Genomic DNA, 13,060 nt, shown 5'->3' with positions numbered 1-13,060 from the left:
TCAGCAAATAGTAACAATTTAAAAGATCGAAACAAAAATTTGAGCGATTTACAACAAATCGCCTTATAAGTTTTTTAGAAGATTATTTTAATTATAAAGTGTAAACAACCCGATGCTTTCCTATACCTTCTATTTTTATAACCTTCCCCTTGGTAAGGATTATCCATTGATATTGCATACATATTATGCCTTAGGGGTTTAGTTTATCAAATTTATAAATTATGATTCATCCATAATATTTACCCAACTTGGTATAATAGGTGTTCGGCAGTAATAATTAGCTGAAGGCTGTATATCTTTATTTCTAATTTTTTGAAATTCTGGCGTTTGAGGATCATCAAATAGCTCAGGATCCCGACGACGATTCATTTTGAAAAACAAGAATTCTTCATACCAACTGTTGTGTAACCATGGTTTTGGATAACCTAAAGTGGCATAAATACGGTTACAAATAAAAGTTAACCTCCCACCAAAAACGAAGAAGAAAAAGGACACAAAAGCAACAAAGCCAATACAGCTTGTTTTGGTAATTTCTATCACTTCTGGAGAATCCCACTCATGATTGAATAATATGCTAATGAAAATAAAAACATCGGTACATAATATTATCGATCCAACACCAAACATACAATACTTCAGCAATTGCAACGTCGAAAGACCAACTCCTTTAGGGAAAAATAAAGCATGGTATTTAGGAAAGCGGACGGCATAAGCTTGATATTTGTTCTTATCAATTTGTTTGACAACCATTTCGACGTAATCACCATTTTTAAAAGCGACATTTTCTAGCTTACCTTTGACTTTGACATTACCGATATAACAAACAAATGGTGTGCCTTTCAATAGCTTGGTTTGTAGTAACCCAAAAGTAAATAAACTAAGCATGAATTCATAAACAAACTTACATATAGCTGCAGTTATTAGAATAAATCCACCGATCATCTCGATAATAAATAGCCCCAAAATTGACTCAATAAAACCACAGTCTTCTGTTTTTTTATTGTGATCCTTTTCTTGATCTACTTTCAATATTTTTAAACGTCTTACTTTACCTTTTAATAAACTATACTTTCCCATTACCTTTTTACTCCGTTTAAGTAGGCTTTGCTTTTTTTAAGCTAAAACCCAAACCCTCCATAGTTAAATAACGTAATAAATATCGGCATTATAAGTGTCAATAAAAAACCTTGCGCAATAGCCGCAGGCACTATGGCTATCCCACCACCTTTTTGTAGCATTGGTAGTGTGAAGTCCATTGATGTTGCACCACATAGTCCTAATGTTGTTAATTGATGACGTTTAATTAAGCTAGGAATTAAAATAATCGCACATAATTCACGCAGAATATCATTTAAAAACGTCGCACTACCAATAATTGGGCCATGAGCTTCGGTCATTAAAATACCCGATAACGAATACCAACCAAACCCCGACGACATTGCAAGACCAACACGCGCAGGTAAATTTAGAATAAATGAGGCAATAACTCCACCTAAAAAAGCGCTTAACGTAACTAATAGCGTTGTTGTTATGCCTATTTTGTTAAGTAGAATATGTTTGATTGAAATATTATTACTGCGTAATTGTATTCCGACTAAAAACAACAAAAAAACCAACACAACTTGGGTGGTAATTTCGGCGTATTGCCAGATAAATAAAGGAAATAATCCGCAAATAAACCCCAATATTAATGCAATACAAACACGCAATGACTCAAAAATCATTTTAAAACGTGATTCATAAGTTTGATTTGCTTTAACAGCTTTAACAGGAGAACAGTAATCAAAAATAAGCAAAACCAGAAAATTGCCACCAAATGTACAAACAAACAAAACACTGGCGTAGCATAAAATAGTTCGCAAATTAGTGGTTAAATTATCTAAATGAGCCAGTTCCGATCCCATAATGAATAAAATAAGGTAAATCATCCAACTTAACGCTTGGTTAATTTTGGTCATCAAATTATCATTTTTAATCTTAATTAAGTAACCAATAAACAATGGCACTAACGCAATAAGAATACCAAAATACATATTTTATTCCTTAACTATTCCTGACTTTTATTTTTAAATAATTGGATCAAACCTATGTTTTAAACATGTTACTGCTAATCACTAAGTCAATGATGCTAAATTTTGCTCAATATTAAGTTGAAGTTGATCCAATAAAGCGTAACGATTTCGATATTCTGAACGTTTTTTACTGGCGATTTCTTCAATGGATTTTCGATTAATTTGACTTGGTAATATAAATAAACCATTGGCATCTTGTTTGCTATCAAGTGTTAACCAAAAATCATCATAATCAGACAAAATACGTTCCTGACGGCTGTTATAACGCCAATTATTATAAATATGGGTTTTATTACCCACAGCAACAATTTGCGTTAACTGATAATAACGTGCAACCGTCAACGCAGCCTCAACAGCAATACGTTTAGGAAACAATCCATAGCACGCTTTAGTTGCTTTTTGCACACGCGTGCGCGCATCATCATGTCCTGTACCTTGTAAGCCAGCAATAAACAGTGTTGGTTTGGCTTGATATTCAACAATTGAAAACGTCAAAGTGGCTAAGTCGATGCCATCACTATCATAAAAATAAAAGCTAATTTCGCCCTCTCTTGCAAATTTATTACGGGCTTGCACTGCTATTTGAATGTTTTGTTCATTTTTAACTGTTACATCCGCCAATACAAAAGGAAATTGTGGATTATAAAAAGCCTTGCTTATGCTGTCAGGTTGTTTAGCTAAAAAATCATAATGATATGCCAAAGCGTCATAACGGGCTTTTTGACTTAAGCAAGATGCTAAATAAGGACGCTGTAATTTACACGGCAAATTTGTTTGGCACGAAAAATAATAGCCAAGTAGTGGATACTGCCTTAATTTATCAAGCCATTTCAAAGTGATTGGACTTAAAAATAAGGTTCTGAAAAAAAACTTATAACGATAAGTCGGATTAAGCCATAATTCGTTTAATGGTAATTTACCAGTATAAAGCCAGTTAAAAAGTTGCCATTTACTTTTTGGCCTAGACATATTCGTAATATTATTCATAAGTAGAAATTAAAATCGTGTTAGTTATTCTGTCAATTACTGGCGATTAAATCAATACGCATTGATATTTATAATCAGCCATAAAAAAATCAAACGATAAGAGTACAACACAACCTGAGTTGGTGCAACTGTTCCAATGGTTATGTAAGATTAAATAAAAATAAAAAACGGTGAACTAGTCACCGTTTTTTAAGCAATAACGTCTTTTATAAAAAAGAATTATTGACCTTTAACTTCTTTTAAACCGTTGAATGGTGCTTTTGAACCTAATGCTTCTTCAATACGGATTAATTGGTTGTATTTAGCAACACGGTCTGAACGGCTCATTGAACCAGTTTTAATTTGACCCGCAGCTAAACCTACGGCTAAATCAGCAATTGTTGAATCTTCGGTTTCACCACTACGGTGAGAAATAACCGCAGTATAGCCTGCGTCTTTTGCCATTTTAACCGCAGCGATAGACTCAGTTAATGTACCGATTTGGTTTACTTTAACTAAGATAGAGTTAGCGATACCTTTTTCAATACCTTGTTTAAAGATTTTAGTATTAGTTACAAATAGATCATCACCCACTAATTGGATTTTGTGACCTAATGCTTTAGTTTGGTAAGCCCAACCTTCCCAATCGCTTTCATCTAAACCGTCTTCGATAGATACGATTGGATATTCATTAGTTAAACCTTCTAAGTAATGAGTAAATTCTTGAGCAGTGAATTCTTTGTTACCTTCACCTTTCAATACATATTTACCAGTTTCTTTGTTATAGAATTCAGAAGCTGCACAGTCCATCGCTAAGGTTATGTCTTTACCTAAAACATAACCTGCTTTTTCTACTGCTTCTTTAATGCATGCTAATGCTTCAGCATTTGAACCTAAATTAGGTGCAAAACCGCCTTCATCACCAACTGCAGTATTCATACCTTTAGCGTGTAATACTTTTGCTAAGTTGTGGAATACTTCAGAACCCATGCGAATTGCTTCACGAACTGTTTTAGCACCAACTGGTTGGATCATGAATTCTTGTAAATCAATGTTGTTATCAGCGTGCTCACCACCGTTGATGATGTTCATCATTGGTAATGGCATTGAATATTGACCTGGAGTGCCGTTAAGATCAGCTATGTGCTGATAAAGAGGAACACCTTTAGCAGCTGCAGCAGCTTTAGCTGTAGCTAAAGATACAGCAAGAATTGAGTTAGCACCTAAATTAGATTTAAAATCAGTTCCATCTAAGTCAAGCATGATTTGGTCGATAGCTGCTTGATCTAAAGCATCTTTACCAACAACGGCTTTAGCGATTGGTCCATTTACGTTTTCAACCGCTTTTAATACGCCTTTACCTAAAAAGCGAGATTTGTCACCATCACGAAGTTCTAACGCTTCACGTGAGCCTGTTGACGCACCAGATGGCACGATTGCAAGACCAACAAAACCACCTTCTAAATGAACTTCGGCTTCAACTGTTGGATTACCACGAGAGTCGATCACTTCACGACCATGTACTTTAACGATTTTTGCCATGTTATTTTCCTCTATATGACAGATATATTACAAATGTTAATTTAAAACTATTTTTGTTGCTGCTCTTGATAAGCTTTGGCAGCTTTTATAAAACTACTAAATAGTGGATGTCCATCTCGTGGTGTTGATGTGAATTCTGGATGGAACTGACACGCAACAAACCATGGATGATCTGGGATTTCAATAATCTCAACCAACTTTCTATCCGTTGAAAGACCGGTGACTTTTAACCCAGCTTTAACCACTTCAGGTAATAAATTGTTATTTACTTCATAACGATGTCGATGACGCTCGGTAATCGATTCATTTTTATACATATCGTATACTAATGAATTTGACTCTAAATGGCAAATTTGCGAACCTAAACGCATTGTGCCACCTAAATCACTGTTTTCATTACGTTGTACTACATTACCCGATTCATCACTCCATTCTGTAATTAAAGCAATGATTGGGTTTGCACAATCTTTGACAAATTCAGTTGAGTTAGCATCTTTAATGCCTGCAACATTACGTGCATATTCGATCATAGCCACTTGTAAACCAAGGCAGATACCTAAGTACGGGATCTTGTTTTCACGTGCATAGCGAGCCGCCATAATTTTGCCTTCAACACCACGATAACCAAATCCACCAGGAATTAAGATAGCATCTAAACCTTCTAGCAAATCAGTACCGCGTGACTCAAGATCTTCTGAATCAATATAACGAATATTCACCGTTAAACGATTTTTTAATCCACCGTGTTTTAATGCTTCGTTCACTGATTTATAAGCATCCGGTAGAGCAATATATTTACCCACCATACCAATAGTCACTTCACCAACTGGGTTAGCTTCTTCATAAATGACTTGTTCCCATTGAGAAAGATCGGCTTCTTTACAATCAAGATTGAAACGTTTGCAAACAAAAGTATCTAAGTTTTGTGATTTTAATAATGCCGGGATTTTATAAATAGAATCGACATCTTTAAGTGAAATCACTGCACGCTCAGGCACGTTACAAAATAGTGCAATTTTAGCTCGTTCATGAGCAGGAATAATGCGATCGGAACGGCAAATTAACACGTCGGGTTGAATACCAATTGACAGCAACTCTTTTACTGAATGTTGCGTAGGTTTGGTTTTGACTTCACCAGCAGAGGCCAAATAAGGTACTAAGGTTAAGTGCATAAATAATGTGTGTTCACGTCCAACATCTACCGCTAATTGACGAATCGCTTCTAAAAACGGAAGTGATTCAATATCACCAACAGTACCACCAATTTCAACAATTGCGACGTCAAAACCTTTTGCTCCATCAATTACACGTGATTTAATTGCATTAGTGATATGAGGAATAACTTGAACCGTAGCCCCTAAATAATCACCACGGCGCTCTTTTCGTAACACATCAGAATAAATACGCCCTGTAGTGAAGTTATTTTTTCGCGTCATTTTAGTGCGAATAAAACGCTCATAATGACCTAAATCAAGATCGGTTTCTGCACCATCTTCAGTCACAAACACTTCACCATGTTGAATAGGACTCATTGTGCCCGGATCGACATTAATATAGGGATCAAGTTTGAGCATGGTAACATTTAAATTGCGGGCTTCTAAGATTGCAGCAAGTGATGCTGCGGCAATGCCTTTACCAAGGGAAGAAACGACACCGCCTGTAACAAAAATATAATTCGTGACCATTAATACCAGACCATTATTAATTTATAAGAACAATGTTGCATCAATTTTTAAAGCATAAAAACCAATATAACAAATAAGAATCAGACGGGAATGCAGTATAACAGAATCTGCCTTGTCCCACAATTGAATAATTAATTTTAACTGATAAGTTGCAGGAAAATACCGAGTTGTTTACAACTCATGATTAAAATAATCTTATTGTAAATCTGCAGTAACAAATTCTAAATGTCTAAGATGAGTATAATGATCCTCGTCAACAAATGGGATAAAACATTATCTAGGTATAGCAATCATCACGATAAATTGGCAAGAAATTATATTAGTATGGCCATATTGGCAGTTGTATGATGTAACTAAAAATGTATAAGGAAGCTTATAATTAATACAAAAAATCAATAGCCCGTAACTAAACTAAAATAAAAACCTCATTTTTAAAAGAGGCTTTTATTTTATATTTTAATTAAGATTCAGGAGTATCATCATCAGGTTTAGTATCAATTGGATCTGATATACCTTGTTTATTCATTTCTTCTAATGATTTAGAACCTGCTAGCTCTGAAGTTTTAATATCCTTTACAATACCCATTTCATCAAAATAGACAACATAAGTTCTTTGGCTAACAGCGCCATGCTGCGGTTGTTGACGGAAAACATAATACCAAACACGATCCCCAAAGACAGAAGTTAGCATTGGTGAACCCATAATAAATACAACCTGTTCTTTATTTTGACCAACTTGTAATAGGTCAATAGCATCCGGTGTTACATAATTACCTTGGTTAATATCGGGTCGATATACCCAACGATCAACAACCGAACAACCAGTTAATAAAACACTCGCTACAATTGTAAAAGAGGTAAACTTACGAAACAGCATCTAACTTTATCCATAAAAAAATAATGATATATATTATCGCTGATATTTTTCATAAGTGCTAGCCAAATTAATAAATTCTTCCACAGGTAGATAATGATTCTGTTATCAGCAAATCTTAACACGAATTATCACTTGACTTTTATTCTTATATCAACCAACTTAATACTGTCATAATAGACACTATTTTTAAACATCAAAGGTACAAAATGAAACTAGAAACAATAGATCAAAAAGCAAGTTATGCTATCGGTTTGCAAATAGGACAACAACTAAAAGAATCTAGCTTAAATAATTTAGAACTTAACGCATTAAAATTAGCAATGGAAGATGTTTTAGCTGGTAATCAACCAGTACTACCTTTGCAAGAGTTACATGAAGCATTACGTCATGTGCATGAACAAGCGACCAAAGAAAAGGCCAAACAAGCAGAAAAAATTGCTCAAGCAGGTAAAGATTTTCTAGCAGAAAACATCAAAAAAGATGGCATTAAATCAACTGAATCTGGTTTACAGTATGAAATCATTAAACAAGGTGATGGCGCTTTACCGAAAGCAACCGATCATGTGCAAGTTCATTATACGGGGCAACTAATTGATGGAACCGTATTTGATAGTTCTTTTGAACGTGGACAGCCGGCTGAATTTCCAGTCAATGGAGTGATTAAAGGCTGGGTTGAAGCGTTACAACTTATGCCTGAAGGTTCAAAATGGCGTTTATATATTCCTCAAGAATTAGCCTATGGCCCTCAAGGTGCTGGCGCATCAATTCCACCTTATAGCTCACTGATTTTTGATGTTGAATTATTAAAAGTTTTATAAGCAAGATGGACGCTACTTGGCGTCCATTTGTTTTCAACTATTATCGTTTAGGAAGATAATAGGCGCTAAATGCCGCCAGTAACAATAAAATACTCGCCGAACCAAACGCAACTAAATGAGTGTGTAAATGATCGTAAGCCCATCCACCTAACCATGAACCAATCATCGCACCAATTTGATGTCCTAAATAGGTTAATCCAGAAAGTAGTCCCACAATTTTTACACCATAAATATCTGCTGTAATAGCTCCAGACATTGACAAAGCGCCAGCCCAAACCAAACCACCCACTGCTGCAATAGTAAAAAGCTGCCATTTAGTTGATGCTAAAACAAGATCTATAAAACCTAAGCCTCGTATTAAATAGACCATCATCAAAATGTTTTTTTCGTTGTACTATATCAGATAGATAACCCAAAACTAAGGTACTAAAAATAGCGACTAAACCAATTAAACCAATACCATTAGAACTGGTGATAGGGTCAAATCCATGATCGATAAGCATTGGGACTCCATGTGTTCCTAATAAATTCATAGTGAAACCACAGGTAAAAAGCCCAAAACTCAGTTGCCAAAATGGACGTGTTTTTAACACATCTATAAGTTTGATATTAGGCTCTATTTTTTGATTGATAACAGGCTCTATACTAGAATTTTCTATCTCAGATTGATTATCTTTCATAATAAACAAAGCAATAGGCAAGGCGATAATCATAAAAATTACAGCAAACAAAATTAGCGTTGTTTGCCATCCATAAATAGGAATGAAGAAGGCAAAAACTGGTAACATCACTACAATACCTGCCATACTTCCTGTTGATAAAATAAATAAAGCCAATCCTCTACGCTTGATAAACCAACGTGCCACAATGAGCGTAAAACTGACAGAACCAACAAAGGAAGTACCAAAAGATAACGCAACACCAAAAGATAGAAAAAAGTTCCAATAATCAGTTGAGTTAGCAGCCCAAACAGTAGAAATAATAATAATGATGGAACCAAATATTAGGACAAAACGAGTACCATATTTACCGACTAAATATCCCGCTATTGGCATAGCAATTCCAGAGAAAAGCATACCTATAGCAATGATTCCAGAAGTACGCTACGACTAAAATTCAGATCATTTGCAATGGGCAGAAAAAAAACCATACTCATTCTTAATCCACTAGAAAGTAAAGTTAGAAAAGAGGCCGCAATAACAATATTCAAACCAAAATACCACGGAGATCGCATAATAAACTCCTGATTATTTTTTATAGAAAACGGTTCAAAAATTCTAGCATTTAAGTTTAGTCGATGTGTATAAGTTATTTATTTTCCGCTATAATATTTATTTATCTATATTCACAAAAAGTTAAGGAAAGTTATATGTCAACAAACATGATTCGTATTGCGATCACTGGTGCTGGTGGCAAAATGGGACGGCAACTTATCCAAGCTGTTTCGCAAATCGAAGGGGTTACCTTAGGCGCAGCATTTGAACGAGCAGGTTCATCACTAATTGGTAGTGATGCTGGTGAACTGGCTGGAATTGGTATTTGTGGCATTAAAGTCACCGATAATCTAGAACAAGCTAAAGATCAATTTGACGTATTGATCGATTTTACGCGACCTGAAGGTACCCTTAAACACTTAACCTTTTGTGTTGAAAATAAAAAAATGATAATCATTGGCACAACTGGTTTTGATGATGCAGGTAAACAAGCTATTGCTGATGCAGCTAAAAACATTGCCATTGTCTTTGCTGCAAACTTCAGTGTCGGTGTTAACTTAGTGCTAAAATTATTGGAAAAAGCTACCAAAATTATGGGCGGTTATACTGATATCGAAATTATTGAAGCTCATCACCGCCACAAGGTTGATGCGCCGTCTGGTACAGCATTAGCCATGGGTGAAGCCATTGCAGATGCACTTGATTGCAACTTAAAAGATCGTGCAGTTTACTGTCGTGAAGGTCATACAGGGGAAAGACCACATGGCGCTATCGGCTTTGCCACTATCCGAGCTGGTGACATAGTAGGAGAACATACTGCTATCTTTGCCGATATTGGCGAGCGCGTTGAAATTAGTCATAAAGCATCTAGTCGCATGACATTTGCTAATGGTGCTGTTCGAGCCTCGCTCTGGCTTGCCAAACAACCCGTTGGTTTATACGACATGCGCGATGTCCTGAATCTCAATAATTTGTAATTTGAAAATGTCAGATGAAATCTGGATGCGCCATGCACTCATGCTTGCTAAACACGCCGAATCGCTTGGAGAAATCCCTGTCGGTGCAGTGATTGTTGATGAAAATAATCAAATTATTGGAGTAGGCTTTAATCAGCCCATCAGCAAGCATAATCCCACTGCACATGCCGAAATGATAGCTATTGAACAAGCTGGTAAATATTTGAATAATTATCGCTTGATTAATACGACTTTATATACCACTCTTGAACCTTGCATTATGTGTGCTGGCGCCATTATTCATAGCCGTATTAAACGTGTAGTATATGGTGCAAGTGATTATAAAACTGGCGCAGCAGGTTCTTTTATCGATATTCTTGCTCAGCAAGGCATCAACCATTATGCAGAAATTAAAGACGGAGTGTTAGCTAACGAATGTAGCGCTATTTTAAGTGAGTTTTTTAAAAAACGGCGTTTACAAAAAAAAATGATTAAAAATAGTTGTCAAAAAGTTTCAGGTAACTAGGTGTTTGAGTATAAAATACGAAAATCTGTCCCCATGTTAGTTTAATAAAAAATGGGGGCGCTTATTCTTTTTATATAGGAAAATTGTTAGAATCTAATTTAATTTTTAAAAGTTAATTTGAGCACTATTAATGAAAAAACACACATTAGAAATGATGATATCAGCGGATAATATCCAAAAACGTGTAATTGAGCTAGGCCAACAAATAAGTCAAGACTATAAAAATAGCCAAAATGAACTTATTTTAGTTGGACTTTTACGTGGCTCTTTTATTTTTATGGCCGATTTGAGCCGAGTAATTACTGTCGGGCACGAAGTTGATTTTATGACTGCATCAAGCTATGGTAATGCTGTTATTAGTAACCGTGACGTTAAAATCTTAAAGGACTTAGATGAAGATATCCGTGATAAAGATGTATTAATTATCGAAGATATTATAGATACAGGTAATACCCTTAGCAAAGTCATGGCTATTTTAGAATTGCGCCATCCACGCAGTATTGAAATTTGTACGCTATTAGACAAACCCTCTCGCCGTGAAGTAAACGTTCCAGTTAAATATATCGGATTTTCAATTCCTGATGAATTTGTTGTGGGTTATGGTATTGACTATGCTCAGCACTACCGTCACTTACCTTTTATCGGTCATGTAACTTTACTTGAATCTTAATATTATACGAGGTATATGTGTCTCGATTCTCCTGTTCATTAGGTTTACTTTTAGTTATGACAGCTACGACAAGTTATGCTGATATGAAGTTAGCCATTAAGGGATTAAAAGGCGATCTTGCAGAAAATGTTGAGGCACGAACTTCATTAATTACACCTGACAAAGTTAGTGACACACCAAATTTTAAGCGTTATTTTGAAAGCGAAACAAAAAAAGCATTACGCGCATTAGGTTACTACTCTCCTAGCTTTGAATATAACGCACAAAACCCGAAGGTTCTTGTTGTTAATATATCACCTGGCGAACCCGTATTAGTTGAACAGCTTAATGTTAATATTACTGGTGAGGGGCAACAAGATCCAGATTTTCAATATTTACTTAAAAACAACTTACCAAAAATTGGCGATGTGTTAAATCATGGTATTTATGAATCATTTAAGAAAAGCCTGCAAAATTTATCACTAAAAAAAGGTTACTTTGATGCCAATATGCCTAAACATCAATTAGCTGTATCTATGTCTGATCATCAAGCCTTTTGGAATATTGATTATACAACAGGTAGGCGATATCGATTTGGTAAAGTTACTTTTCATAATGCCAAAATTCGTGATGACTATTTAGCTAATATTGTGCCATTTAAAGACGGTGAGGAATACACAGCAGAACAATTGTCATTATTAAATAGACGCCTTACTTCTACAAACTGGTTTAATTCAGTGGTTGTTGTCCCAGATTTTCCTCATCTAACCAAAGATAGAGTTCTTCCCATTGATGTAGAAACCTCACCTCGAAAAAAAAATAATATGGACTTAGGGTTGGGCTTTTCAACAGATAACGGCGTGCATGGTAAGGTTGGTTGGAATAAACCCTGGATCAATAGTCGAGGGCAAAGTTTTCAAAGTAACTTATCACTATCTTCGCCAGAACAATTGGTGACCATGAGTTACAAAATCCCTTTAAAAAAATCACCTTTAGAGCAATATTACACTATCCAAGGTGGTTATAAAAAGATAGATAATAATGATACTTACTCACGTTCTTATACGTTCGGGGCTTTACGTAATTGGGATAATTTTTATAGATGGCAAACGGCATTAGGGTTAAATGTGTTAAATGATGACTTTACCCAAGGTGATTCAAGTTTTAAAACATTTTTGTATTACCCGTCACTTAGCATATCAAGAATCCGTTCTGATGGTAATTTATTGGCAATGTGGGGAGATTCGCAACGTTATTCCGTTGAATCAGCTGGAGAGGTATTAGGTTCAGATATTAATCTAGTGCGATTTCAAGCACAACAAACTTGGATTCGATCCTTAAAAAAATCTCATCGATTTATAGCTCGTGGCAATTTTGGCATTATACAAGCGAGCAATTTTGACCGTGTTCCACCTTCATTTAGATTTTTTGCTGGTGGTGAACGCAGTATTCGAGGTTACAGTTATCAGTCTATTTCACCTAAGGATAAAAAAGGTAAATTAAAAGGCGCCTCTAAGCTCATCACTGGTTCACTTGAATATCAATATAATTTATCTGGCTCATGGTGGGGAGCCGCATTTGTAGATACAGGTGAAGCAATAGATAAAGTTGATAAAACTAAATTTTATACAGGAACTGGTTTTGGTATTCGTTGGGCTTCTCCGGTTGGACCAATAAAGGTCGATTTAGCAACACCACTTAACAAAGATACAGGATCTATTCACCTATACATTGGCTTAGGAAGCGAATTATAAT

13 protein-coding genes are annotated in these 13,060 nt (G+C 35.5%); 5 read left to right on the top strand and 8 right to left on the bottom strand.

Annotation, left to right across the window (positions count from 1 at the left end):
- Nucleotides 1-219 precede the first annotated feature (219 nt).
- The 6 genes from A9G25_RS04530 to bamE form a co-directional block, all read right to left on the bottom strand.
- Nucleotides 220-1,077, bottom strand: coding sequence for a hypothetical protein (locus tag A9G25_RS04530; RefSeq protein WP_065625916.1), 858 nt, complete (start codon nt 1,075-1,077; stop codon nt 220-222).
- Between the two features lie 41 nt (nt 1,078-1,118).
- Nucleotides 1,119-2,033: a lysine exporter LysO family protein gene (locus tag A9G25_RS04525; protein WP_065625915.1), complete on the bottom strand. Its 915-nt coding sequence runs from the start codon at nt 2,031-2,033 to the stop codon at nt 1,119-1,121.
- 81 nt (nt 2,034-2,114) lie between these two features.
- On the bottom strand, nt 2,115-3,041 hold the full coding sequence (locus A9G25_RS04520; protein ID WP_176701073.1) for a VirK/YbjX family protein: 927 nt from the start codon (nt 3,039-3,041) through the stop codon (nt 2,115-2,117).
- Between the two features lie 237 nt (nt 3,042-3,278).
- Entirely contained in the window at nt 3,279-4,580 is a 1,302-nt protein-coding gene (gene eno / locus A9G25_RS04515; protein WP_034909900.1) for a phosphopyruvate hydratase, read from the bottom strand.
- 47 nt (nt 4,581-4,627) lie between these two features.
- On the bottom strand, nt 4,628-6,265 hold the full coding sequence (pyrG, locus tag A9G25_RS04510; protein ID WP_065625913.1) for a glutamine hydrolyzing CTP synthase: 1,638 nt from the start codon (nt 6,263-6,265) through the stop codon (nt 4,628-4,630).
- A gap of 460 nt (nt 6,266-6,725) precedes the next feature.
- Nucleotides 6,726-7,142 carry an outer membrane protein assembly factor BamE gene (bamE, locus tag A9G25_RS04505; RefSeq protein WP_065625912.1) on the bottom strand — a complete coding sequence of 139 codons (417 nt, stop codon included), beginning with the start codon at nt 7,140-7,142 and terminating at the stop codon, nt 6,726-6,728.
- 206 nt (nt 7,143-7,348) lie between these two features.
- Between bamE and A9G25_RS04500 the strand changes: the two genes are divergently transcribed.
- Entirely contained in the window at nt 7,349-7,960 is a 612-nt protein-coding gene (locus A9G25_RS04500) for an FKBP-type peptidyl-prolyl cis-trans isomerase (RefSeq protein ID WP_065625911.1), read from the top strand.
- A gap of 40 nt (nt 7,961-8,000) precedes the next feature.
- On the opposite strand, the gene A9G25_RS12990 is transcribed toward A9G25_RS04500, so the two are convergent.
- Both A9G25_RS12990 and A9G25_RS12985 read right to left on the bottom strand, forming a co-directional pair.
- Nucleotides 8,001-8,333: an MFS transporter gene (locus tag A9G25_RS12990; protein ID WP_218057537.1), complete on the bottom strand. Its 333-nt coding sequence runs from the start codon at nt 8,331-8,333 to the stop codon at nt 8,001-8,003.
- Nucleotides 8,275-9,015 carry an MFS transporter gene (locus A9G25_RS12985; RefSeq protein ID WP_218057536.1) on the bottom strand — a complete coding sequence of 247 codons (741 nt, stop codon included), beginning with the start codon at nt 9,013-9,015 and terminating at the stop codon, nt 8,275-8,277. Before A9G25_RS12985 ends, A9G25_RS12990 begins: the two co-directional genes overlap by 59 nt.
- Before the next feature lie 314 nt (nt 9,016-9,329).
- Here A9G25_RS12985 and dapB point away from each other — a divergent pair, with 314 nt between their 5' ends.
- The 4 genes from dapB (at nt 9,330) to tamA (ending at nt 13,059) form a co-directional block, all read left to right on the top strand.
- Nucleotides 9,330-10,151, top strand: coding sequence for a 4-hydroxy-tetrahydrodipicolinate reductase (dapB, locus tag A9G25_RS04490; RefSeq protein ID WP_065625910.1), 822 nt, complete (start codon nt 9,330-9,332; stop codon nt 10,149-10,151).
- Nucleotides 10,152-10,158: 7 nt separating this feature from the next.
- A complete protein-coding gene (tadA, locus tag A9G25_RS04485) occupies nt 10,159-10,656 on the top strand; it encodes a tRNA adenosine(34) deaminase TadA (RefSeq protein WP_065625909.1) in 498 nt (165 codons plus the stop codon).
- A gap of 130 nt (nt 10,657-10,786) precedes the next feature.
- Entirely contained in the window at nt 10,787-11,326 is a 540-nt protein-coding gene (hpt, locus tag A9G25_RS04480) for a hypoxanthine phosphoribosyltransferase (RefSeq protein WP_065625908.1), read from the top strand.
- Between the two features lie 56 nt (nt 11,327-11,382).
- The gene (gene tamA, locus A9G25_RS04475; RefSeq protein ID WP_065625907.1) at nt 11,383-13,059 is read left to right on the top strand and encodes an autotransporter assembly complex protein TamA; all 1,677 of its coding nucleotides are present in this window, start codon (nt 11,383-11,385) and stop codon (nt 13,057-13,059) included.
- Nucleotide 13,060 lies beyond the last annotated feature (1 nt).

The organism is Gilliamella sp. Bif1-4, assembly GCF_001690535.1.
GTDB lineage: Bacteria > Pseudomonadota > Gammaproteobacteria > Enterobacterales > Orbaceae > Gilliamella > Gilliamella bombi.
The sequence above is the reverse complement of the archived record's forward strand: the minus strand, read 5'-3'. Positions and strand labels throughout refer to the sequence as shown.

What these genes read in the sequence shown, in the direction of transcription:
- tamA (WP_065625907.1), top strand. Translation starts at nt 11,383, where the DNA reads ATGACAGCTACGACAAGTTATGCTGATATGAAGTTAGCCATTAAGGGA.
- A9G25_RS04520 (WP_176701073.1), bottom strand. Translation starts at nt 3,041, where the DNA reads ATGTCTAGGCCAAAAAGTAAATGGCAACTTTTTAACTGGCTTTATACT.
- tadA (WP_065625909.1), top strand. Translation starts at nt 10,159, where the DNA reads ATGTCAGATGAAATCTGGATGCGCCATGCACTCATGCTTGCTAAACAC.
- A9G25_RS12985 (WP_218057536.1), bottom strand. Translation starts at nt 9,015, where the DNA reads ATGCCAATAGCGGGATATTTAGTCGGTAAATATGGTACTCGTTTTGTC.
- dapB (WP_065625910.1), top strand. Translation starts at nt 9,330, where the DNA reads ATGTCAACAAACATGATTCGTATTGCGATCACTGGTGCTGGTGGCAAA.
- hpt (WP_065625908.1), top strand. Translation starts at nt 10,787, where the DNA reads ATGAAAAAACACACATTAGAAATGATGATATCAGCGGATAATATCCAA.
- pyrG (WP_065625913.1), bottom strand. Translation starts at nt 6,265, where the DNA reads ATGGTCACGAATTATATTTTTGTTACAGGCGGTGTCGTTTCTTCCCTT.
- A9G25_RS04500 (WP_065625911.1), top strand. Translation starts at nt 7,349, where the DNA reads ATGAAACTAGAAACAATAGATCAAAAAGCAAGTTATGCTATCGGTTTG.
- A9G25_RS12990 (WP_218057537.1), bottom strand. Translation starts at nt 8,333, where the DNA reads ATGATGGTCTATTTAATACGAGGCTTAGGTTTTATAGATCTTGTTTTA.
- bamE (WP_065625912.1), bottom strand. Translation starts at nt 7,142, where the DNA reads ATGCTGTTTCGTAAGTTTACCTCTTTTACAATTGTAGCGAGTGTTTTA.
- eno (WP_034909900.1), bottom strand. Translation starts at nt 4,580, where the DNA reads ATGGCAAAAATCGTTAAAGTACATGGTCGTGAAGTGATCGACTCTCGT.
- A9G25_RS04525 (WP_065625915.1), bottom strand. Translation starts at nt 2,033, where the DNA reads ATGTATTTTGGTATTCTTATTGCGTTAGTGCCATTGTTTATTGGTTAC.
- A9G25_RS04530 (WP_065625916.1), bottom strand. Translation starts at nt 1,077, where the DNA reads ATGGGAAAGTATAGTTTATTAAAAGGTAAAGTAAGACGTTTAAAAATA.